A 21,986-nucleotide genomic window follows, 5' to 3' on the forward strand; every position below is an offset into this window, starting at 1 on the left:
GTCAGGTCGGGTCGATCAATGCATAGGGCAGCGTGCCGATCTGCAGCAGCGGGCCGTCGGCCGACCCGAGGTGTATCGTCGCGCCTTCGTCCAGCACCGCGGTCTTGAGTTCGACCAGGCAATGGGTCTGGTCGCCGCTGGCTTCGGCATTCACGATCTGTCCGCACGGCTGCGCGGTGTCGGTGCTTGCGTAGACTTCGGCGCCGGGCGTCACGCCGGTCGCATTGACCACGGCCGGCAGCATGCGCCGCTTCAGCTTGCCCAGATACTGGCTGCGGGCGACGATCTCCTGGCCCGGATAGCAGCCTTTCCTGAAATTGACGCCGCCCAGCACTTCGTAGTTGATCATCTGCGGCACGAACTGCTCCTGGGTCGCCTGGACGACCATCGGCATCGCGGCACGGATGTCGAGCAGGCGCCAGGCCTGTGCGCCGGCCGGCTGCAGCGTCTGCACGAGCTGCGGCCAGGCCTGCTGCGCCTGTTCCGGCGACGTCAGCCACTGGAAGCGCGATATCTCGTCCGCATCGGGCAGGCGGATCAGCGTGCCGGCGTCCGCATGGGCCACGCCATACGCGGTCGAAGGCGGCGCGGGGAACCACGGTGCCAGCGCGGCAACAGCTGCCGGACCGGCCAGGCCGAGCGCCACGACGGCGTCGCTGACATCGGCCAGCCTGGCCTTGGCCCGCATGATGAACATCTGGAGCCGCTTCTGCACGGCTGGCTGTATTTCACGCGGCAGCTGCAGGAAGATCGCGTCGGCCGACTTCCACACCATCATGGTCGCCAGCAGCCTGCCCTTGGGCGTGCAGTAGCCGGCCAGCCGGGCTTCGGCCGTGCCCAGCTTCTCGACATCGTTGGTCAGCTGGTTATGCAGGAAGCCCGCGGCGTCGTCGCCGGTAGCCGACATCAGGCCCAGGTGCGTCAATGGCGCGACGAAGTTGCTGGCCGGGGCCGCCACGTCGTGGAAACCGATCACCTCGGGCGTGGTCGATGCAGAAAGCCGGCCGCCCTGTGCGTCCAGGAAGTCGAGCCAGGGAGTAGTGGTTGCGCTCATCGTATTAGTGGAATGGAAGTTCCAGCGATTATCATGACGGCTCGATTATAGTGGCGTCAGAAAATCGCGTTCGATAGACACGGATTTGAACAGGCGGAGTGTGGTGAAAAAGTTTCTATCAGGAATAATTATTCTCGCGGTCGCGTTCGCCGCGGGCTTCTTCTATTGGTCCATGCAACCCATCGTCAAGGCGGGCGGCGAGGCGATTCCATTCACTGTCACGGCGGGCAGCGGCGTCCGGGGCGCGGCAGAGGAAGTCGCCAAGTCAGGCGTGCCGGTGCAGCCCGTGTTGCTGGAAGCGCTGGCGCGGCTGACCGGAAACGGCGGCCGGATCAAGGCCGGCAGCTATGAGCTGGAACCCGGCACGACGCCGCAGCGCCTGGTCCAGCAGCTGGTGCGTGGGGAGTTTGCGCAGCACTCCCTGGTCGTGATCGAGGGCTGGACCTTTCGCCAGATGCGGCAGGCGGTGGCCGACAATGCGGCGCTGAAGCATGACACGGTCGCCCTGTCCGACGCCGAGCTGCTTGCCAGGGTGGCGCCCGACTACCAGCAGGCGGAAGGCCTGTTCTTCCCGGACACCTACCTGTTCGCCAAGGGTGCGAGCGACCTGCAGATCTACAAGCGGGCGCATGCGGTGATGCGGAAGAAGCTGGAGGAGGGCTGGGCCAACCGCGCGCCCGACCTGCCTTACAAGGCGCCCTATGAAGCGCTGGTGATGGCGTCCATCGTGGAAAAGGAAACCGGGCAGAAGGCCGACCGCGAGCTGATCGCCGGCGTCTTCGTCAACCGGCTGCGCAAGGGCATGCTGCTGCAGACCGACCCGACGGTCATCTACGGCATGGGCGAGCGCTACCAGGGCAATATCCGCAAGCGCGACCTGCAGACCGACACGCCTTATAACACCTATACCCGGGCCGGGCTGCCGCCGACGCCGATCGCACTTCCTGGCGCCGCAGCGCTCGCGGCCGCGCTGAATCCGGCCCGCACCGAGGCGCTGTATTTCGTCGCACGGGGCGACGGCAGCAGCCATTTCTCGGGCAGCCTCAACGAGCACAACCAGGCCGTCAACAAATACCAACGTTAAATCAACTCCCAGGAACCATGAAGCCGGGCAAATTCATTACCTTCGAAGGCATCGACGGCGCGGGCAAGTCGACGCACATTTCCTTTGTCGCCAGCCTGTTGCATGACCGTGGACACACGGTGCTCACCACGCGCGAACCTGGCGGCACACCGCTGGGCGAAAAGCTGCGCGCCTTGCTGCTGCACGAAAAAATGCATCTTGAAACCGAGGCGCTGCTGATGTTCGCAGCCCGCCGGGAACACCTGGCGCAGGTGATCGAGCCGGCGCTGAAGCGGGGAGACTGGGTCATTTCCGACCGTTTCACCGACGCGACGTTCGCCTACCAGGGAGGTGGCAGGAAGCTGGACCGGCGGAAACTGGAAGCGCTGGAGCGGTGGGTGCATCCGGATCTGCAGCCGGACCTGACGCTGCTGTTCGATGTGCCGCTGGAGGTAGCGCGCTCCCGGCTGGAGAAATCGCGTGACCTGGACCGGTTCGAACAAGAGCAGGCGGCATTCTTCGCGGCGACGCAGGCTGAGTACCTGCGCCGCGCGTCAGAGTTTCCGGAGCGCTTCCGCGTGATTGATTCTTCGAAGCCGATAAGCGATGTAAATCAAGGACTTGTAAGATTATTCGAAGAGTTTTAATTAAGTCGAAGAGGAGTTTATAACTCATTGATTTAATTGAATAATTTTAAACATCTAAAGTGCTTTATTAAGATGCGTATTTTTGCAACTATCCAATGAGCCACCCCTTACTGCCGTGGCAGCCAGCAAGCTGGGCCCAGGTCATGCAGCTTCGTGGCCGTTTCCCCCACGCATTGCTGCTGCACGGGCCGGAGGGCATAGGCAAGACCCGATTCGGGGAGCGGCTCGCGCAGGCGCTGCTTTGCGAACAGCCGTTGGCGGATGGCCAGCCGTGCGACGTTTGCCTGGCCTGCGGCTGGTTTGCCCAATATGCCCATCCCGACTACCGGCGCGTCCGCCCGGAAAATCTCGAGGAAGCGGCAGGCGACGAAGCCGAGGCCGAAGCGGCCAAGCCGGCAAAGGCCGGGAAGACCGCGTCCAAGGAGATCCGCATCGAGCAGATCCGGGCGCTGGGCGACTTCATGAACGTCTCTACCCATAGGCGCGGGCGCCGCGTGGTGTTGCTGCATCCGGCCGAGGCGCTCAATTCGGTCGCATCGAATGCATTGCTGAAAACCCTGGAAGAACCGCCGCCGGACACGGTGTTCATCCTGGTCAGCAACAATATCGACCGGCTGCTGCCGACCATCCTTTCGCGTTGCCGCAAGGTGCCGATGGGCTTGCCCGATGCCGACCAGTCCCTGGCATGGCTGAAGGCGCAGGGCGTGCCGGACGCGGAAAGCTGGCTCGCCGAGCAGGGTGGCGCGCCGCTGGCTGCATTGACCGAGGCTGAGAGTGGCTCCAGGGAAGCGATCGATGCGCTGCTGGCCCACCTGGCGAATCCGGCCGCCGATACGGCGCTCAAAACGGCCGACCTGCTGCAGAAGACCGCGCCGGCCGACGTGACTTCCTGGCTGCAGCGCTGGCTTTATGACCTGTTTTCAGTCAAGTTTTCTGGAAAGATCCGTTATTATCCAAAGTACCGCCGGGAAATAGATGCGTTGGCATCGCGCGCCGATGCCCGCCAATTGCTGGCGGTGCTGAAGCAGGTGACTGACCGGCGGGCGATTGCAGACCATCCGCTGTCGGCGAAATTATTCATCGAAGACATGTTGCTGGATTACTCCACCGTTTTTGCTTAGGACCGCCATGGCAGAAATCAGCGGCGCCTCGCCGCCCCGTCCGACCGTGCTGTCGCTTGCCGTCAAGGAAAAATCGGCGCTGTATGCGGCTTACATGCCTTTCGTGGCAAATGGCGGCATTTTTGTCCCGACCAGCCGCGTCCACGCGCTCGGCGACGAAATCTACCTGATCCTGTCGCTAATGGAAGATGCGAGCAAGTACCCGATTGCCGGCAAGGTGGTCTGGGTGACGCCGGCCGGCGCGCACAATAACAAGGTGCAGGGCGTGGGCGTGCATTTTCCCGCCGACGAAAGCGGCCAGCGGGTGCGCCAGCGCATCGAGGAAATCCTCGGCGCGGCCATCAGTTCGTCACGCGCGACGCACACGCTGTAAAGCCGGCGTCGCGGCAGTGGGCCCGGGCGACCCGCACGGGCAAGGCCGCCGGCCATTGCGTACAATGGCGGCCTATGTACATCGATTCCCATTGCCATATCAATTTTCCGGAGCTGGCTGAAAACATGCCGGCCATTCTCGGCCGGATGGCGGAGAACAAGGTCACGCACGCGCTCTGCGTCTCCGTCGACCTGCCGGATTTCCCGCAGGTGCTGGCGCTGGCCGAACAGCATGACAACATCTTCGCATCGGTCGGGGTGCATCCCGATTATCCGGACACGGCGGAGCCGACGGTCGCCGACCTGGTCCGGCTCGCGGATCACCCGAAAATCGTTGCGATCGGCGAGACCGGCCTCGATTATTTCCGGCTCGAAGGCGACCTCGAATGGCAGCGGGAACGTTTCCGCACGCACATCCGCGCATCGCAGGCGACCGGCAAGCCGCTGATCATCCATACCCGCGCGGCAGCCGACGACACCTTGCGCATCATGCGCGAGGAAGGCGCCAGTTCGGGGGTGATGCATTGCTTCACCGAGTCGCTGGCGGTTGCCGAGGCGGCCATCGAACTGGGCTTCTACATCTCCTTTTCCGGCATCGTCACCTTCAAGAGCGCCCGCGACCTGCAGGCCGTGGCCCGGGCGATACCGCTGGAGCGCATGCTGATCGAGACCGATTCGCCCTACCTGGCGCCGGTGCCGTTCCGCGGCCGCACCAACGAGCCGAGCTATGTGCGCCATGTCGCCGAATACATCGCGACGCTGCGCGGCGAGCCGCTGGAGCGCATCGCGCAGCAGACCAGCGACAACTTTTTCAACCTTTTCCGGATGGCCCGTTCCCATGCATGACTTCGATGAAATATCGTCCATCGCCAGCCCGATGCGTCGCCTGACGCTGCAGGCGGTCGCGGCGGCGGGGCTGGCGCTGTGCCTGCCGGAACTGGCTTTCGCCGGCGCCTACGACGACTGGTTCAAGGCAATCAAGCTGGACCTCGACCAGCAGGTCAGGAACCTGCTCCGGCGCGGCATCGACCCGAACACCGTTGACGAGGAGCGTGGCGACACCGCCATCATCCTCGCCGCGCGCGAGGGGTCGGCCAAGGTCTTCGACATCCTGCTGCAGAACAAGGATGTGAAGCTAGACGCCCGCTCCCGCAACGGCGACACCGCGCTGATGCTGGCCGCCTACAAGGGCAACCTGGCCGCGGTGCGGGCCCTGCTGGACCGGGGCGCCGAGCCGAACCAGACCGGCTGGACCGCGCTCCACTATGCGGCGACCGTCGGAAACAACGACATCGTCCAGTTGCTGCTGGACCGCTCCGCCTACATCGACGCGGAGTCGCCGAACCAGACCACGCCGATCATGATGGCAGCGCGGGGCGGGCACATCCTGACCGTCAAGCTGCTGCTCGACGAAGGCGCGGACGTGACGCTGAAGAACGGCGCCAACATGACGGCGCTCGATTTCGCCAGGGAAGGCGGTTTCAAGGATATCGTCGAAGGGCTGACCTACCGGCTGAAAAAGGCCGGCAAGCTCTAATCGCCGTATTCCCGTTGCAATCCGGCCATAGCCTGTTCCAGACGCGGTTCGACATCCGCGCATCGCCGTGCCCGTCCGCATCCGCGTCCGGTGGGTTCACAATCCCGGCCGCCGGCTGCGCGCCAGGTATTCGACGCCTTCGAACAAACCCTGCGTCGCGAGCGCCAGCACCGCTGCCGGGATCGCGCCGGCCAGCAGCATCTGGTGATCGTTCAGCGCCAGGCCCACGGCGATCCGCTCGCCATAGCCGCCGGCGCCGATGAAGGCGGCGATCGTGGCCGTGCCGACGCTCATGATGGCCGCGGTCTTGACGCCGGCCAGGATCACCGGGAGCGCCAGCGGCAGCTCGATCAGCAGCAGCGTATCCCGGCGCTCCAGCCCCAGCGCCAGCGCCGCCTGCCGGATGCCCGGCGGCACCTGCAGCAGGCCGGTGCAGGTATTTCGCACAACCGGCAGCAGCGCATACAGCGACAGCGCGATGAGCGCCGGCCCCGTGCCTATCGTGCCGAGCAGCGAGATCAGGATTGCGAGCAGCGCCAGCGACGGTATGGTCTGCAACACGCCGCACAGCCCCAGCACGACCTGCCGCAGGCGTGGCGCAAAGGCGGCCAGCATGCCCAGCGGCACCCCGGCCAGGGTTGCCGCGCCGACCGACACCAGGACCAGGAACAGGTGCTGCCAGGTCAGCGTGCCGAGGCGGTCCAGCAGCTTCGCGGCCAGCCCCGACCGCGCAGCCGGGCTCTCGGGCGCGCCGTGCAGGAATGCCTGCGCCGCCTGCGCGAAGCTGCGTCCCTCCAGTTCGACTGCCGCATTCAGCGCGATCATCCGCTGCTGGCTGATTTTCCCCTCCAGCCCGAGCAGCGCCTGCCATGCCGCCGGGAAGCGGGCCGGCAGGTCCAGCCGGTACAGAAGCACCGCGTCGTAACGCGGGAAATACTGCCGGTCGTCCTGCAGCACGCGCAGTCGCATGCGGTCGATCCGGGCGTCGGTCGTATAGATGTCCATCGCGTCGATCTGGGATGCCGCGATCGCGTCATACGCCAGGCCGTGGTCCAGGCTCTGCGGCCGGTTGCGCAGGCCGTAGCGCTGCGCCAGGCCCGGCCAGCCGTCGGCGCGTCCGAGGAATTCATGCGACAGGCCGAGGCGCAGCGCCGGATGGGCGGCGAGGTCGCCCAGCGTCCGGATGCCCAGCCGGGCCGCATCGGCATCGCGCATCGCCAGCGCATAGCTGTTGTCGAAGCCGAGCGGCGCGGCCGCGCCCAGCCCCAGGGCGGCCAGCCCGGGCCGGATGCTTTCCAGCGACGCGGCGCCGTCGAGATGCAGGATTTCCTGCGCTATCGTCCCCAGGTATTCCGGGTAGACGTCGATGCTGCCCGACTTCAGCGCTTCCAGCACGATGGCGGTATTGCCCAGCCCCTGCCGATGCACCGCCGGGCCCTGGGTCGCCGCGGTGGCGGTCAGGATCTCGCCCAGCACATAGGATTCGGTGAAACGCTTGGAGCCGACCTTCAGCGTGTCGGCGCCGGCGGCGGCGAGCCAGCACATCAGCAGCGCGGCGAGGACGAACGGTCTGAAACCCATGTTGCTCCTGGTATAAGAAATTCGACCCTAGCTTAACCGGATTCGGCGAAGACGACGCCGCGGGCCATCTGGTACAGTGCCGCCATGAGCAAAATGACCTTGGATCGCATGCTGCAGTCGCAGGGCTTCGGCAGCCGGAAATGGTGCCGGCAACTGGTGGAAGACGGGGAAGTCACGGTCAACGGCGTAGCGGTCGACGATTACCGGATGACGGTCGACACCGAAGGGCTGGCATTCACCGTGTTCGACGAGGAATGGACCTACCGCGCGCATGTCTATATCGCACTGAACAAGCCGCCCGACATTGAATGTTCGCGCAAGCCCAGCCACCGGCCCGGCGTGCTGACGCTGCTGCCCGAGCAATTCACCTGGCGCGACGTGCAGCCGGTCGGCCGGCTGGACCATGACACGACCGGCCTGCTGCTGATGTCGGACGACGGCGCCTTCATCCACGCGCAGTCGTCGCCGCGGCGGCATGTGCCCAAGGTCTATGTCGCCACGACCCACGAACCGGTGACCGACGAACTCGTCGCCCGCCTGCGCGAGGGCGTCAAGCTGCACGATGAAAACGAGACGCTCGCCGCCCAGCGCTGCGAGAGGCTGGCGCCGCACGAGCTGGAGATCGTGCTCGAGCAGGGCAAGTATCACCAGGTCAAGCGCATGCTGGCCGCGGCCGGCAACCATTGCTCGGCGCTGCGCCGCACCGCGATCGGCGGCCTGACGCTGGCTTCGCTCGAACTCGACGAAGGCGAATGGCGCTACCTCGACGACGCGCAGATGTCGCTGCTGGTGCCGGAGGCGGCCGCGTGACCGAGCCGATACGCCTGGCGCGCCGGGTGGCGCAGCAGACCGGCTGTTCCCGCAGCGACGCCCAGCAATATGTCGAGGGCGGCTGGGTGCTGGTCGACGGGGAAACCTGCGAGGAGCCCGGCCGGCGCATCGGGCCGGAGCAGGTGGTCAGCCTGGCGCCCGGCGCGAAGGCGGAGCCGGCCCCGGCTGTCACCATCCTGTTCCACAAGCCGGCGGATCTGGCGACCGGTCCCGCCGGGAGCCCGGACAGCGCGCTGATCGTGCCATTGCTGCTGCCGGAACAGCGGAGCGCGACCGACCGCTCCGGTATCAGGCCGCTTAAAAAGCACCTGGCAGGTCTGACGCTGACCGATGGGCTGGAAACGATCGCGAGCGGGCTGCTGGTGCTGACGCAGGACTGGCGCGTCGCGCGCCGCCTGGTCGACGACGCCAGCCGGGTCGAGCAGGAATTCATCGTCGAGACCGCCGCGCCGGTCACGCCATGGCAGCTGGCGCTGCTGAACCAGGGCACGCGCTTCAACGGCAAGCAGATCGAGGATATCAAGGCCAGCTGCCAGAGCGAATGCCGGCTGCGGTTTGCGCTGAAGACGCCGCCCCGCGGGCTCATCGAGCATCTGTGCATGCAGGCCGGGCTGCAGATGCTGGGAATGCGCCGGATCAGGATAGGCCGCGTGCCGCTTGCCGGGCTTCCGGTGGGGCAGTGGGCTTTTTTGCGGCCCGACCACAAATTCTGAGCCGCCCGGCCGCCTGATCGGGCCAAGCGGTTAGCGGCTAGCGGTTAATTCTTGCCGGCGATTTCAGATCCGTCAGCCAGCATCAGTGGCGCGGGCGGCATCGGTGCAAGGGTCTGGGCCAGCATCGCCGGATTCGCCATGCAGTAATCGAACATCGCTTTCGGCAGGCACCGGGCAGGCATTTCGCCGTTCGGCAGCAGGGTGATGAACAACAGGTCCTGCTTCTGCTGCAGCTGCTGGTAAGCGGAACTCAGCATGGCCCAGACCTGCTCCAGCGTCAGGTCGTCCATCCAGTCGCGGCCTTCAATGCGCAATGCGTACTGGTTGCCGGGATCGATATTTTGCATTTCCATGGTTTCCTTGCCTGATTGGTGAAGACGGTCCCTGCCAGCAGACCAGCGACCGAGCGACCGCGGAACCCGGGGCGCACAGGCCGGATGACTGGATGGTCCGCCTGTTAGTGCTTGTTAGGCTGCGCCAGTTCGCCGTGGCGCGGAGACGCGGCCGGGGCCGGCTTCGCCCGCACCAGTCGGCCGGCCAGGTAGTCGTCGCGGCACTGGCCGCGCCTGACCTTGCCGCTCGACGTTTTCGGCAGCGCGCCCGGCGCCAGCAGCAGCACCTCGTCGACCGCCAGGCCATGCACCCGCCTGATGGCGCTGCGGATGGCGGCTTCGACGTGCGGCCACTTTTCCCGGCAACGCAGCATTTCCCGCTTCAGCTCGCAGGCGACGACCAGCCGCGGACGCCCGGCCACGTCGGCAGTGAACACGGTCGCGCAGGAAGGACGCAGCGCGGCATGGCTGCGTTCGGCCTGCAGCTCCAGCTCGTGCGCCGCATGATCGATGCCGCCCAGCCGGACCCGGTCGGCCAGCCTGCCCAGCACGTAGAGCTGCCCGTCGCACAGCAGGCCGGCGTCCCCGGTTCGCAGGTAGGCGCCGTCGCCGCCGCCATCCTGCAGGCGGGCGCCGAACTGCGCTTCGGTCAGCCGCGGCGCATTCCAGTACCCGAGGCCGATGCTGGCGCACTGAAGCCAGATTTCGCCGATATCCCCTTGAGCGACCTCGCGACGGGTCAGCGGGTTCACGATCAGCAGCCTGCAGTCGATATGCGGTCTGCCGCAACTGACCAATGGCTGAACCAGCCCGGCGATGCCTGCGGCCAGGCGGGCGGGCGCATGTCCGGCCGGGCCGCCGGTCACGTGGCGCCCGGCCTCGCTGAGGCTGTAGCAAGGCGCGAGCGCGCCGGGATGCAGCCCATAAGGCTGCAGAAGTTCCAGGAGCCGTGCGATGGTTCCCGCCCTGACCGGCTCCCCGGTGCAGAAGCAGACATCCAGGCAGGACAGGTCCAGCGGCGCAGGCTGGCCGCATTCGAGTGCGCGCGCGACCATGTCGAACATGAAATTGGGTCCGCCGGCGGTGGTGATGCGCAGTTGCCCGATCAGCCGCAGCCACCGTTCCGGCCGCTGCACGAACTGGGCGGGCGTCATCAGGTAGACCGGCACGTCGGCCGCAAGCGGGTGGATGACGCCAAGCATCAGGCCGGTCTCGTGGAACAGCGGCAGCGTCAGCAGGGTCGCGCTATGCGCGCCGTGGCCGAACGAGGCATGCACCGCGTCGCTGGCGGCCAGCAGGCTGCGCTGGCTGTGGACCACGCCGCGCGGATCGCCGCCCGTGCCGGACGTGTACTGGATCAGCGCCGGCCGGTCGGCGTCCGCAACGTCCCGGTCCCAGCGTCGCGGCGCGTCGCCCGCCGCCGGCCGGCCATGGCGCATGTCGATGAGCGGCAGGCTGTTTTCCATCTCCATCTCCAGCACGGCGTCGCTGTCGGTCAGCATTGCCGCGGCGCCGGAATGGGCGGCAAGGAAAGCGATGCGTTCTTCCAGCGCCGCCCGCCGCGGCGGCGCGGCGGGCACCGCCAGCGTGCTGGACAGCAGGCAGGCGTAGATGCCGACGATGAAGAAAAAGTGGGTCTTGCAGGCCAGCACCACCGGCTTGCCCGGCAGTTCCATGATCTGCAGCGACACCGCCAGGCTGATCGCTTCCTGCAGCAATTGCGAATAGCTAAGCTTGATCTCGCTCGCCGGATCGTCGCCGATGAAATGGTAGGCTGCATCGTCGGGTTGGGACGCCGCGCGGTCGACGAGGATGGCGACCAGGCTGCGCGATGGCGTATCGCCGGTTGCAGGATACATAGGCAGGTTCTCCCGTTTGGATGAGCGGCAGAACGTACGTGGATGCAACCTTATCCCACAACAATAATTATCGCTTTCTAATATTGCTGAGGCGTACACCGGCAACGGTGCGGGCCGCCAGCACCTGAACGAGGATGAACATGGCTTACAAACTTTTCTACTGGCCCGGCATACAGGGACGCGGCGAATTCGTCCGGCTGGCGCTGGAAGACGCCGGCGCGGCCTACGAGGATGTCGGCCGCAGCCAGGGCGAGGCGGCGCTGATGGCGGCGATGAAGAAACTCGATCCGGTGCACCGGCCGTTCGCGCCGCCTTTCCTGCAGGACGGCGACGTGCTGGTCGGCCAGACCGCCAACATCCTTTACTGCCTGGGGCCGAAGCTGGACCTGGCGCCGGCGGACGAAGCAGGGCGCCTGTGGGTCAACCAGCTGCAGCTGACCATCGCCGACATGGTGGCCGAGGCGCATGACACCCACCACCCGGTGGCCAGCGGGCTTTATTACGACGACCAGAAAGCCGAGGCGCTGCGGCGCGCCAGGGACTTCACCGAAAATCGCATCCCGAAATTCCTGTCCTACTTCGAAGAAATACTGGCGAACAATCCCGGCGGCGCCGGCTGCCTGGCCGGCGCGTCCGCCAGCTATGCCGACCTGTCGCTGTTCCAGCTGGTCGAGGGACTGCGCTATGCATTCCCGAAAGCGATGGCGCGGATGGCGCGGAGCCTGCCGCAGGTCACGGCGCTGTGCGACGCGGTGTCGCGCCGGCCCGGCATCGCCGCCTACCTGAAGTCGCCGCGCCGCCAGCCGTTCAACGAGGAGGGCATCTTCCGGCACTACCCGGAACTCGACGCCGACCACGAAGCGCCGCAGCGCTTCGCCAACCCTACTTGATGACCCGGTAGCACGGGATGTACTGCTTGCCGGGCAGCTTCATCCGGTGCTGCTCGACGAAGGCGGTCAGCAGCGCATCCATCGGCTCCATGATGTCGGGGTCGCCATGGATCTCGAAGTGGCCGTACTGCTCGATCGCGCGTATGCCCTGTTCCTTCACGTTGCCCGCGACCACGCCGGAAAACGCGCGACGCAGGTCCGCCGCCAGCAGGTGCGGCGGCTGGTTCTTCTGCAGACGCAGGTTGCGCATGTTTTCATGCGACGGCATGAAAGGCTTCTGGAACTCGTGGTCGATCTTCAGCGTCCAGTTGAAATAGTACGCATCGGTCCTGGCCTTGCGGAACTCGCGGACGCGGCGCATGCCGGCGTCCATCGTCTTGGCCACCTGGACCGGGTCGTCGATGATGATCTGGTAGCGCTTCTGCGCATCGGCGCCGAGAGTGAGGCCGATGAACGCGTCGATCTGCGTGAAATAATCCGCGGCGCTCTGCGGGCCGGTGAAGACCAGCGGGAACGGCTGGTCCGCATTGTCCGGGTGCAGCAGGATGCCCAGGATGTAGAGGATTTCCTCGGCGGTGCCGGCGCCGCCCGGGAACACCACGATGCCATGCCCGGCGCGCACGAAAGCCTCGAGCCGCTTTTCGATGTCGGGCAGGATCACCAGGTCGTTGACGATCGGGTTCGGCGACTCGGCCGCGATGATGCCGGGCTCCGAAATGCCCAGGTAGCGGCCGTTGGCGATGCGCTGCTTCGCATGCCCGATGGTCGCGCCCTTCATCGGCCCCTTCATCGCGCCGGGGCCGCAGCCGGTGCAGATGTCCAGCCCGCGCAGGCCGAGCTCATAGCCGACCTTCTTCGAATACTCGTATTCGATGCGGGAAATCGAATGGCCGCCCCAGCAGACGATCAGGTTGGGATTGGTCATCGGGCGCAGCACGCCGGCATTGCGCAGGATGTGGAACACCGCATCGGTGACGCCGCCCGACGTCGCGAGGTCGAAATTGACGTTGCCGTTGACTTCGTCCGAGATGAACAGCACGTCGCGCAACACGGCGAACAGGTGCTCGTGGATGCCGCGGATCATCTTGTCGTCGACGAAGGCGCTGGCGGGCGCGCCCTTGATGTCGAGCTTGATGCCGCGTTCGCGCTCGATGATGTCGATGTCGAATGACGGGTAGCGTTCCAGCAGTTCCTTACCGTCATCGAGGTAGTTGCCGCAGTTGAGCACGGCCAGCGAGCAGTTGCGGAACACCTGGTGCAGGCCGCCGTGGCTGTTGTCCAGCAGCTTGTGGATTTCAGCCTTGGACAGGACTTCGAGATGGCCTTCGGGAGAAATTTGCGTGTCGACGACTTTGTATTCCATGGGTGGGGGTTTCCGTATTTGAAGATCATCATGTGCGCCGGCAGGAACCGGCCTGTTGCCGGGCTGGCAGCGCATCACAGGCATCATACTCCGCCCGGTTTCAGCCCGGTTGCGCCAGCGCCGATATGCGCCTGGCTCGGTCGGACATCGACGAATCGGGCGTTTCTGGCATAAGATGCGGCTCATTCCCGTTTAACATTTGACAAGCATGCCAGACACCGCGCTGTACAACACCGAAGAAATCCTCCGCCTGCTGCAACTCAAGGAGACCGGCCCCGACGTTTTCCGCGGCGAGAGCCACTTCATGGGCAGCCCCAACGTTTTTGGCGGCCAGGTGCTCGGGCAGTCGCTGTATGCGGCCGTGCGCACGGTCGACGGCCGCCGCCCGCATTCGATGCATGCGATGTTCCTGCTGGCCGGCAATCACCGGCTGCCGATCGACTACGAAGTCGAACGTGTCCGCGACGGCGGCAGCTTCAGCACCCGGCGCGTCGTGGCGCTGCAGGAAGGCAAGCGGATATTCGTCATGTCGGCGTCCTTCCAGGCCGAGGAAACCGGCCTGTCGCACCAGAAGTCGATGCCCGACGACACCGACCCGGAAACGCTCGAACCCGGCGTGCCGCGCTGGAAGGAATTGGCGGCGGGAAGGACACGCGGTTTCCAGCCGGTGCCGGTCGATTTCCGTTCGCGCCATCAGGGCGACCTGTTCAGCACCCACACCACCGAGCCGACCAAGCAGGTATGGACCCGCGCGCCGATGCGCATGGACAACGATCCGCTGATGCACGAGGCGCTGTTCGCCTACGTGTCGGATTACGGCCTGCTGTGGACCGCGCTGCAGCCGCATGGCATACGCATGGGCGACCCGCGGCTGCAGATCGCCAGCCTGGATCACACCATCTGGTTCCACCGTCCGCTGCGCATGGACGACTGGCTGCGCTTCGAGATGGAAAGTCCGAACGCGTCCGGCGGCCGCGGCCTCTGCCTCGCGCACGTGTACGACAGCAAGGACGTGCTGGTGGCGACGCTGGCGCAGGAAGGGCTGATACGGCTGCGGCAGGGCGCGGCCGGCTGAGCCGCGGCGTCGCTGCTTCTCCCATTTTCGCTATTTCATTCCGACCAAGGAGGAAAGTCCCATGTCCATGCAGCCTTTCATCGCCATTTCGCCGCACGAGCGCGACCTCGGCGGCTTTTCGGTGCGGCGGCTTTTGCCCTCGGCTGCGCGGCGAACGGTGGGTCCGTTCGTGTTCTTCGACCACATGGGGCCGGCCGACTTCGCGCCAGGCCATGGCATCGACGTCAGGCCGCATCCGCATATCGGGCTGGCGACGGTGACCTACCTGTTCGAAGGCGCGATCCAGCACCGGGATTCGCTGGGCACGGTGCAGACGATCACCGCGGGCGACGTCAACTGGATGACGGCCGGCCGCGGCATCGTGCATTCGGAACGTTCGCCGGCCGATCTCAGGCAGAGCGGCTACCGGATGGAGGGCCTGCAGACCTGGGTGGCGCTGCCGCGCGACCAGGAACGCTGCGAGCCGGCGTTCGTCCATCACCCGGCCGCGACGCTGCCGGTGATCGAGATGCCGGGCATCACGATGCGGCTGATCGCCGGCAGCGCGTTCGGCCAGACGTCGCCGGTCGCGGTGGCGTCGAGCATGTTCTACATCGCCGTCGAGATGGAAGCCGGCGCCAGCTTCGTGCTGCCCGACGAATACGAGGAGCGCGCCGTCTACGTGCTGTCCGGCGACATCAACATCAACACCGGCCGGCTGGGCGCGGCGTCGATGGCGGTGCTCAACGCCGCCGAGCCGGTGACGCTGTCCGCGCATGCGCCGACCCGGCTGATGCTGCTGGGCGGCGCGCCGCTGGACGGCGAGCGCTTCCTGTGGTGGAACTTCGTCGCCAGCGACCGGGCCGCCATCGACGAGGCGAGCGAACGCTGGCAGGCGGGCGGCTTCGACCCGGTGCCCGGCGAGACCGAATTCATTCCGCTGCCGGACCGGCCGAAAGCGCCGGAGCCGTTCAGCTGAAACCGAAGCTGCCGCCGGGACATGCGCCACCGTCGCCGGGTGTCCGGTCCGCCGGCCTGTCAGTAGCCGGCGCCGGGCGCCTGCCGCCGGCGCAGCCGGGTCACCACCAGCCAGATCAGCGCCAGCCATGCGAGCCCTTCGCACACCCCGGCGAGCACGTCGGTCAGGTAATGGGCGCCGAGATAGAGCCGGCTGAAGGTGACCAGCGCGACGATGGCGCCACAGACCATGACGCTGACCAGCCGCCATTGCCAGCGGTCGACCCGGTGGGCCACGTAGGCTGCGAGCAGGCCGTACAGCATCGTGCTGTAGGCCGCATGGCCGCTCGGGAAACTGTAGGTCGCCAGCACCACCAGCGGCTCGTCGAATACCGGCCTGCTGCGTTCGAACAGGTTCTTCAGCAGCACGTTCAGGATCATCCCCGCCGGCATCGTCAGCAGCACGGCCAGCAGCCAGTAATGGTCGCGCTTGAGCGCCAGGTAGATCGCCATTCCCGCCGCCAGCACCGCGATGCCGGCAGGCGCATGCATCTGCGTCACGGCCAGCAGCGCATCGGTCAACGCCGGCGATGCCTGGCCATGCAGCCAGTGCGCGAGCCGGATGTCCAGCGCGGCGGCCGGCCCGCGCGTCACCACCTGGTACGCCAGCAGCACGAAGGCGATGGCGGACAATACGAAGATCGTGATGCCCAGCCTTGCCTGCAGACGCGACGCCCCCAGCCTGACCTGCTCGCGATGGCGGGCATGAAAGTGGGAATGGGCCGATGCGGGCGGCTGTTTGACGTCGTCGTTCATGGCGGGAAATTGGGACAGTATCGCCGACGCGCCGAATCGCGCGCGGGCACAGGCGCTCTGGTAATGCGCGCGCGCAAAGGTGTCCCGAAGGCATCACCGCGGGGGCGGTCGCAGCGTTTTTTCGTGGTACGCTCAACTGCCGTCCGGCGGGCCTGTCGCGTCCGGTTTCATCGACCCGCCCTTCCATCAATCTGATCCTCGCATCCATGTCCAGCAGTTACCATTCCAAGGCCGAGTTCGAACAAGAAATACAGGGCCGGCTCGGCCTTGTGCCCAACCTGTACCAGTCTGCGCCGGCGGCGCCCGAAGTCCTGCAACGCTTCTGGAGCGAAGGCGTCGAGGCCTACCTGGACAATCCGCTGCCGTCGCTGTTCAAGGAAAGGCTGGTCGTCTATCTCTCGTGCATCGCCGGCGTTCGTTACTGCGCGGTGCGCCATGCCGGTTACCTGCTGGGCGGCGACCATGGCCGGCCGGCCGGCGACAGCGCGGCCGCGCCGCAGGGCATGCCGCAGCTGATCGCGCTGCTGCGCTATCCGCCGCCGACGTCTTCCTATCTGCAGGCCGCGCTGCAGCTGCTGCTGGCAACGCCGGCGGCGCTGTCCAGCCTGCCGCCGGCTGGCGATCCGCTCGAGCAGGCGATATTCATCGCCTGCGGCGCAATCCATCTCGACGCCGGCGGCAACCAGCCGGCGCGCGACGCGCTTGCGCACCTGATGGGCAGGCAGCTCAGCGAGCATGCGTTCGCGCTGATGGCCCATGTCGCCAAGCTGCATTTCTGGGTGCGGCTGCACGAGGAAATCGCGATCGAGCCGGACATGCGCGCGCTGCTGGACAGTCAGCCCGAGCTGGCGCAGCTGCTGCGGCAGGAAGCGCTGCCGCGGCGGCGGCAGGACAGCGCCATGACGGCGCCGGCGCTGCCCGCATCCGAAACGCCTCCATCTTCCCCATCCTCCCCATCGCCCCAGGTGACGCAGTCGCCGGACCGTCGCGACGCCGAGCACCAGCGCTTCCTGTCGCTGTTCAGCCACGAACTGCGCAACCCGATCGCCGCGATCAGCGCGGTGTCGGACATGTTCCAGGTGGTCGGCATGTCCGACGACAGGCTGCGCAGCGCCAGCAACATCCTGCACAGGCAGGTCCAGGCGCTGGGCCAGACGCTGGAAGGCATGGTCGACCTGTCGGCGCTGATGTACGGACAGGTCCAGCTGGCATCCGCGCGGGTCGTGGTCGACGACATGATCAATGGCGTGCTGCGCAACCTGGCGCCGCGGCTGGAGGAAAAAGGCATCGCGGTCGAGCGGCAGACCGACGACCCGCGCGCCGCCGTGACCGGCGACTCCCGGCGCCTGGCGCAGCTCATCGAAAGCCTGGTGCTGAACGGGCTGAAAATAAGTCGCTCGCCGCAGCCGCTGCGCATCGCCGTCAGCATCCAGGCGCAGCAGGTCAGCGTCGCCGTGACCGACCATGGGCCGGGCTTCACGGTGTCGCCCTTTCCCGAGAAGGGCGCGCCCGACGGCCAGGGCAAGGTGCCGGTCGCATTGATGACCGTGCGGGCCATCGCCGAACTGCATCACGGCAGCGTGCGTGCCGAAAGCGCCGGGCCGGGAAAGGGGTCGACGATATTCGTGACGCTGCCGCTCGCCGCCGGCGACGCGCCGGCGCGCCAGGCCGACGCATTGTCCGCGCCCAGCCAGCCGCGCCTGCGGGTGCTGGCGATCGAGGACAACCGCGACTTCGCGCAGCTGTTCAGGCACATGCTGGAAATCATGGGCTGCGACCTCGACATCACCACCGACGCGCGTTCCGGGCTGGCGCGGGCGCATGCGCGGCTGCCCGAGCTGATCTTCTGCGACATCGGCCTGCCCGGCGACATGGACGGCTTCGCGTTCGCGCGCGCAGTGCGGGCCGACCCGGCGCTCGCGCATATCCCGCTGGTGGCCGTGTCCGGCTATAACAGCCCGGCCGACGTCCAGAGGGCGCTGGAGGCGGGCTTCAACCGGGTGTGCGGCAAGCCGGTCAAGTTCGCCGACATCAGCGAGGCGCTGGCGACCTTCGGGATCAAGCGTCCAGGCGCGGCCTGAGGCCGGGCAGGGGCAGCATCGGGAGCGGCATCGGGCGGCCGAAAATCTTGTCAGGACCGATAAAGTTTTGCGAACGACCGTACTTAATTATGCTATTCTCGCTGCACAAGAAAAGTCGTCCCGTAATTGATTCTTACCGGCGCGATAAACGCCGCACCCCGAATTTCATTCCATCTAGGAGACCCTTATGACTGACGCCGTCATCGTTTCGACCGCCCGCACCGCCCTCGCCAAATCGTGGAAGGGCGCATTCAACATGACGCACGGCGCCACCCTGGGCGGCCATGCGCTTGCCGCTGCCATCCAGCGCGCCGGCATTGAATCCGGCGAAGTCGAGGACGTGCTGATCGGCTGCGCCACGCCCGAAGGCGCCACCGGCAGCAACATCGCCCGCCAGATCGCCATCCGCGGCGGCTGCCCGGTCACCACCGCCGGCATGACCATCAACCGTTTCTGCTCTTCCGGACTGCAGACCATCGCCACCGCGGCGCAGCGAGTGATCGCCGGCGAAGGCGACGTCTATGCCGCCGGCGGCGTCGAGTCGATCTCCTGCGTGCAGCAGGAAGCCAACAAGCACATGATCGTCGAGACCTGGCTGAAGGAGCACAAGCCCGAGATCTACTGGCCGATGCTGCAGACCGCCGAGAATGTCGCCAAGCGCTACAACATCAGCAAGGAGCGCCAGGACGAATACGGCGTTCGCAGCCAGCAGCGCGCTTTCGCCGCGATGAACGAAGGCAAGTTCAACGACGAGATCGCGCCGATGACCACCATCATGGGCGTGGCCGACAAGGCCTCGGGCATGCTGATGACCCGTGAAGTCACGATCTCGGCCGACGAAGGCATCCGCGGCGACACCACGCTCGAAGGCGTGTCCAAGATCCGCACCGCGGTGCCGGGCGGCGTCGTGACCGCCGGTAACGCCAGCCAGTTTTCCGACGGCGCATCGGTGGCCATCGTGATGAACAGCAAGCTTGCCGAGCAGCGCGGCCTGACCCCGCTGGGCATCTTCCGCGGCTTTGCCATCGCCGGCTGCGAGCCGGACGAAATGGGCATCGGTCCGGTGTTCGCGATTCCGAAGCTGCTGAAGAAGGCCGGCCTCAAGGTCGAGGACATCGACCTGTGGGAGCTCAACGAGGCATTCGCGGTCCAGGTGCTGTACTGCGCCGACAAGCTGGGCATCCCGATGGACCGCCTCAACGTCAACGGCGGCGCGATCGCCGTCGGCCACCCGTACGGCGTGTCGGGCGCGCGCCTGACCGGCCATGCGCTGATCGAAGGCAAGCGCCGCGGCGCGAAGCTGGTCGTGGTCACGATGTGCATCGGCGGCGGCCAGGGCGCAGCGGGCCTGTTCGAAGTCGTTTAATTAAGTAGCCTTACTCCAGGCGGCGGGCGCCATGCCCGCCGCCGCGCCGCCTCATCTCATCAACAGGTTCGCGCCGGCGACGCTGGCGCGACGGAGACCAGCATGCAATCCAAACTTCTTTCCCGCCGCGACCTCGACTTCCTGCTGTACGAATGGCTGAACGTCGAATCGCTGACGTCGCGTCCCCGTTATGCCGACCATAGCCGCGAGACCTTCAACGCCGCGATGGACACCTGCGAGCAGATCGCAACCGACCTGTTCGCGCCGCATAACAAGAAGAGCGACCAGCATGAGCCGCATTTCGACGGCGAGCGGGTCGACATGATCCCCGAAGTCGGCGCTGCGCTGAAGGTGTTCTGCGAAGCTGGCCTGATGGCCGCCGGCCAGGACTTCGACCGCGGCGGCATGCAGCTGCCCTGCGTGGTCGAGAAAGCGGGCTTCGCCTATTTCAAGGCGGCCAACGTCGGCACGTCGTCCTATCCCTTCCTGACCATAGGCAATGCCAACACGCTGCTGAAATGCGGCACGCCCGAGCAGATCAAGACCTTCGTCGAGCCGATGCTGGAAGGCCGTTTCTTCGGCACCATGTGCCTGTCCGAACCGCAGGCGGGCTCGAGCCTGTCCGACATCGTCACCCGCGCCGAGCCGCAGGAAGACGGCACGTTCCGCATCACCGGCAACAAGATGTGGATTTCGGCCGGCGAGCACGAGCTGGCCGAAAACATTGTGCACCTGGTGCTGGCCAAGGTGCCCGGCCCCGACGGCAAGCTGATCCCGGGCGTCAAGGGCATCTCGCTGTTCATCGTGCCGAAGAAGCTGGTCAACGATGACGGCAGCCTGGGCGAGCGCAACGACGTCGTGCTGGCCGGCCTGAACCACAAGATGGGCTATCGCGGCACCACCAACTGCCTGCTCAACTTCGGCGAGGGCAAGTTCAGGCCGCAGGGCCGGGCCGGCGCCATCGGCTACCTGGTCGGCGAGGTCCACAAGGGCCTGGCCAACATGTTCCACATGATGAACGAGGCACGCATCGGCGTCGGCCTCGGCGCCGTGGTGCTCGGCTATACCGGCTACCTGCATGCGCTCGACTATGCGCGCAACCGTCCGCAGGGCCGGCACCCGATGAACAAGGACCCGTCGAAGCCGCAGCTGAGGATCGTCGAGCATACCGACGTCAAGCGCATGCTGCTGGCGCAGAAATCCTATGTCGAGGGCGGCCTGGCGCTGGCGCTGTACTGCTCGCTGCTGGTCGACGAGCAGCGCACCGGCACCGACCCGGAAGCGGTGAAGGAAGCGACGCTGCTGCTGGACGTGCTCACGCCCATCGTCAAGTCCTGGCCGTCGCAGTGGTGCCTGGAGGCGAACAACCTCGCGATCCAGGTGCATGGCGGCTACGGCTATACCCGCGAATACAACGTCGAGCAGTTCTACCGCGACAACCGGCTCAACCCGATCCACGAAGGCACCCACGGCATACAGGGCCTGGACCTGCTGGGCCGCAAGGTGATCATGCAGGACGGCGCGGCATTCAAGGCGTATGCGAAAGCCGTCCGGCGCAGCGTCGAGCGCGGCCTGGCGATCCAGTCGCTGGCGGCCGATGCGCATGCGCTGGACGCGGCATTGCAGCGCATCGAGGCCGTGACCGCGGTGCTGTACGCGGCCGGCGACATGAACAAGACGCTGGCCAACGCGTCGGTCTACCTGGAAGCCTTCGGCCACACGGTGCTGGCCTGGATCTGGCTCGAGCAGGCGATGGTAGCCACCGGCAAGGAAGGTCACGACGCCGACTTCTACCGCGGCAAGCTGCAGGCGGCGACCTATTTCTTCAAATGGGAACTGCCCAAGGTGCACCAGCAGCTGGACCTGCTGGAAACCGTCGACACCACCACGCTGGACATGCAGGACGCATGGTTCTGAACGTCGGGGGAAAAAAGCCATGCTGAAGCACATCGTGATGTGGAAACTGAAAGAGACGGCCGAAGGCGCGGACCGCGCCGCCAACGCCGTCAGGATGAAGGAGTTGCTGGACGCCTGCGACGGACTGGTGCCGGGCATGCTGAAGCTGGAAGTGGCCATCGCCGAACCTGGCCTGGAAGCGACCTACGACATCGTGCTGTACACCGAGTTCGCGGACAAGGCCGCGCTCGACGCCTACCAGGAACATCCGCAGCATGTCGCCCTCAAGCCCTTTGTCCTCGCGGTGCGCGAGGCGCGGCAATGCATGGATTACATCGTCTGACAGTGCAAGCCGGCGCGGACCGGACCGGTCCGCGCAAATCGACACAACCCAACGCCGATTAACACAAGCGGATACGCCGGCCGCGGCCGGCATCGAATATAAACTAGGAG

The 21,986-nt window shown here is 66.2% G+C and carries 21 protein-coding genes; 15 read left to right on the forward strand and 6 right to left on the reverse strand.

Features of this window, described 5'->3' with window-relative positions; all coding sequences use genetic code 11:
- Position 1: 1 nt before the first annotated feature.
- The gene (gene ygfZ / locus QOL82_RS03835) at positions 2 to 1,054 is read right to left on the reverse strand and encodes a CAF17-like 4Fe-4S cluster assembly/insertion protein YgfZ (protein WP_283440921.1); all 1,053 of its coding nucleotides are present in this window, start codon (positions 1,052 to 1,054) and stop codon (positions 2 to 4) included.
- 103 nt (positions 1,055 to 1,157) lie between these two features.
- Between ygfZ and mltG the strand changes: the two genes are divergently transcribed.
- From mltG to QOL82_RS03865, 6 genes are all read left to right on the forward strand, one after another.
- Positions 1,158 to 2,138: an endolytic transglycosylase MltG gene (gene mltG / locus QOL82_RS03840; RefSeq protein ID WP_283440922.1), complete on the forward strand. Its 981-nt coding sequence runs from the start codon at positions 1,158 to 1,160 to the stop codon at positions 2,136 to 2,138.
- A gap of 17 nt (positions 2,139 to 2,155) precedes the next feature.
- Positions 2,156 to 2,764 (forward strand): dTMP kinase, encoded by a 609-nt coding sequence (gene tmk, locus QOL82_RS03845; RefSeq protein WP_283440923.1) that lies wholly within the window; start codon positions 2,156 to 2,158, stop codon positions 2,762 to 2,764.
- A gap of 95 nt (positions 2,765 to 2,859) precedes the next feature.
- Positions 2,860 to 3,885, forward strand: a complete 1,026-nt coding sequence (locus QOL82_RS03850) for a DNA polymerase III subunit delta' (protein ID WP_283440924.1) — start codon at positions 2,860 to 2,862, stop codon at positions 3,883 to 3,885.
- A gap of 7 nt (positions 3,886 to 3,892) precedes the next feature.
- Positions 3,893 to 4,258 (forward strand): PilZ domain-containing protein, encoded by a 366-nt coding sequence (locus tag QOL82_RS03855; RefSeq protein WP_283440925.1) that lies wholly within the window; start codon positions 3,893 to 3,895, stop codon positions 4,256 to 4,258.
- Between the two features lie 74 nt (positions 4,259 to 4,332).
- The gene (locus QOL82_RS03860) at positions 4,333 to 5,103 is read left to right on the forward strand and encodes a TatD family hydrolase (RefSeq protein WP_283440926.1); all 771 of its coding nucleotides are present in this window, start codon (positions 4,333 to 4,335) and stop codon (positions 5,101 to 5,103) included.
- Complete coding sequence (locus QOL82_RS03865) at positions 5,096 to 5,794, forward strand: ankyrin repeat domain-containing protein (protein WP_283440927.1); 699 nt, start codon at positions 5,096 to 5,098, stop codon at positions 5,792 to 5,794. Before QOL82_RS03860 ends, QOL82_RS03865 begins: the two co-directional genes overlap by 8 nt.
- Positions 5,795 to 5,890: 96 nt before the next feature.
- Here the strand turns inward: QOL82_RS03865 and QOL82_RS03870 are convergent, their stop codons facing one another.
- On the reverse strand, positions 5,891 to 7,375 hold the full coding sequence (locus QOL82_RS03870; RefSeq protein ID WP_430438432.1) for a glycine betaine ABC transporter substrate-binding protein: 1,485 nt from the start codon (positions 7,373 to 7,375) through the stop codon (positions 5,891 to 5,893).
- Positions 7,376 to 7,459: 84 nt separating this feature from the next.
- On the opposite strand from QOL82_RS03870, the gene QOL82_RS03875 reads away from it, so the two are divergent.
- Together QOL82_RS03875 and QOL82_RS03880 are read left to right on the forward strand one after the other, a co-directional pair.
- Complete coding sequence (locus tag QOL82_RS03875; protein WP_283440928.1) at positions 7,460 to 8,185, forward strand: pseudouridine synthase; 726 nt, start codon at positions 7,460 to 7,462, stop codon at positions 8,183 to 8,185.
- On the forward strand, positions 8,182 to 8,919 hold the full coding sequence (locus tag QOL82_RS03880) for an RNA pseudouridine synthase (protein ID WP_283440929.1): 738 nt from the start codon (positions 8,182 to 8,184) through the stop codon (positions 8,917 to 8,919). Before QOL82_RS03875 ends, QOL82_RS03880 begins: the two co-directional genes overlap by 4 nt.
- A gap of 44 nt (positions 8,920 to 8,963) precedes the next feature.
- Here the strand turns inward: QOL82_RS03880 and QOL82_RS03885 are convergent, their stop codons facing one another.
- A complete protein-coding gene (locus tag QOL82_RS03885; RefSeq protein WP_283440930.1) occupies positions 8,964 to 9,272 on the reverse strand; it encodes a hypothetical protein in 309 nt (102 codons plus the stop codon).
- Between the two features lie 104 nt (positions 9,273 to 9,376).
- Positions 9,377 to 11,110 (reverse strand): AMP-binding protein, encoded by a 1,734-nt coding sequence (locus tag QOL82_RS03890; RefSeq protein WP_283440931.1) that lies wholly within the window; start codon positions 11,108 to 11,110, stop codon positions 9,377 to 9,379.
- 140 nt (positions 11,111 to 11,250) lie between these two features.
- Between QOL82_RS03890 and QOL82_RS03895 the strand changes: the two genes are divergently transcribed.
- Positions 11,251 to 12,000 (forward strand): glutathione S-transferase, encoded by a 750-nt coding sequence (locus QOL82_RS03895; RefSeq protein WP_283440932.1) that lies wholly within the window; start codon positions 11,251 to 11,253, stop codon positions 11,998 to 12,000.
- Here QOL82_RS03895 and ppnN read toward each other — a convergent pair.
- Complete coding sequence (gene ppnN / locus QOL82_RS03900) at positions 11,993 to 13,363, reverse strand: nucleotide 5'-monophosphate nucleosidase PpnN (protein ID WP_283440933.1); 1,371 nt, start codon at positions 13,361 to 13,363, stop codon at positions 11,993 to 11,995. The two genes, QOL82_RS03895 and ppnN, sit on opposite strands and share 8 nt — an antisense overlap.
- A 208-nt stretch (positions 13,364 to 13,571) precedes the next feature.
- Here ppnN and QOL82_RS03905 point away from each other — a divergent pair, with 208 nt between their 5' ends.
- Together QOL82_RS03905 and QOL82_RS03910 are read left to right on the forward strand one after the other, a co-directional pair.
- The gene (locus tag QOL82_RS03905) at positions 13,572 to 14,438 is read left to right on the forward strand and encodes an acyl-CoA thioesterase (RefSeq protein WP_283440934.1); all 867 of its coding nucleotides are present in this window, start codon (positions 13,572 to 13,574) and stop codon (positions 14,436 to 14,438) included.
- Between the two features lie 67 nt (positions 14,439 to 14,505).
- Positions 14,506 to 15,396 (forward strand): pirin family protein, encoded by an 891-nt coding sequence (locus tag QOL82_RS03910; RefSeq protein WP_283441267.1) that lies wholly within the window; start codon positions 14,506 to 14,508, stop codon positions 15,394 to 15,396.
- Between the two features lie 59 nt (positions 15,397 to 15,455).
- On the opposite strand, the gene QOL82_RS03915 is transcribed toward QOL82_RS03910, so the two are convergent.
- Positions 15,456 to 16,190 (reverse strand): phosphatase PAP2 family protein, encoded by a 735-nt coding sequence (locus tag QOL82_RS03915; protein WP_283440935.1) that lies wholly within the window; start codon positions 16,188 to 16,190, stop codon positions 15,456 to 15,458.
- 206 nt (positions 16,191 to 16,396) lie between these two features.
- Here QOL82_RS03915 and QOL82_RS03920 point away from each other — a divergent pair, with 206 nt between their 5' ends.
- From QOL82_RS03920 to QOL82_RS03935, 4 genes are all read left to right on the forward strand, one after another.
- The gene (locus QOL82_RS03920; protein WP_283440936.1) at positions 16,397 to 18,271 is read left to right on the forward strand and encodes a hybrid sensor histidine kinase/response regulator; all 1,875 of its coding nucleotides are present in this window, start codon (positions 16,397 to 16,399) and stop codon (positions 18,269 to 18,271) included.
- Between the two features lie 187 nt (positions 18,272 to 18,458).
- On the forward strand, positions 18,459 to 19,637 hold the full coding sequence (locus QOL82_RS03925) for an acetyl-CoA C-acyltransferase (RefSeq protein WP_283440937.1): 1,179 nt from the start codon (positions 18,459 to 18,461) through the stop codon (positions 19,635 to 19,637).
- Positions 19,638 to 19,739: 102 nt separating this feature from the next.
- Positions 19,740 to 21,554: an acyl-CoA dehydrogenase gene (locus QOL82_RS03930; RefSeq protein ID WP_283440938.1), complete on the forward strand. Its 1,815-nt coding sequence runs from the start codon at positions 19,740 to 19,742 to the stop codon at positions 21,552 to 21,554.
- A 19-nt stretch (positions 21,555 to 21,573) separates the two neighbouring features.
- Positions 21,574 to 21,876 (forward strand): Dabb family protein, encoded by a 303-nt coding sequence (locus QOL82_RS03935; protein ID WP_283440939.1) that lies wholly within the window; start codon positions 21,574 to 21,576, stop codon positions 21,874 to 21,876.
- Positions 21,877 to 21,986 lie beyond the last annotated feature (110 nt).

This window comes from Noviherbaspirillum suwonense (genome assembly GCF_900182955.1).
GTDB classification, from domain to species: domain Bacteria; phylum Pseudomonadota; class Gammaproteobacteria; order Burkholderiales; family Burkholderiaceae_D; genus Noviherbaspirillum_A; species Noviherbaspirillum_A suwonense.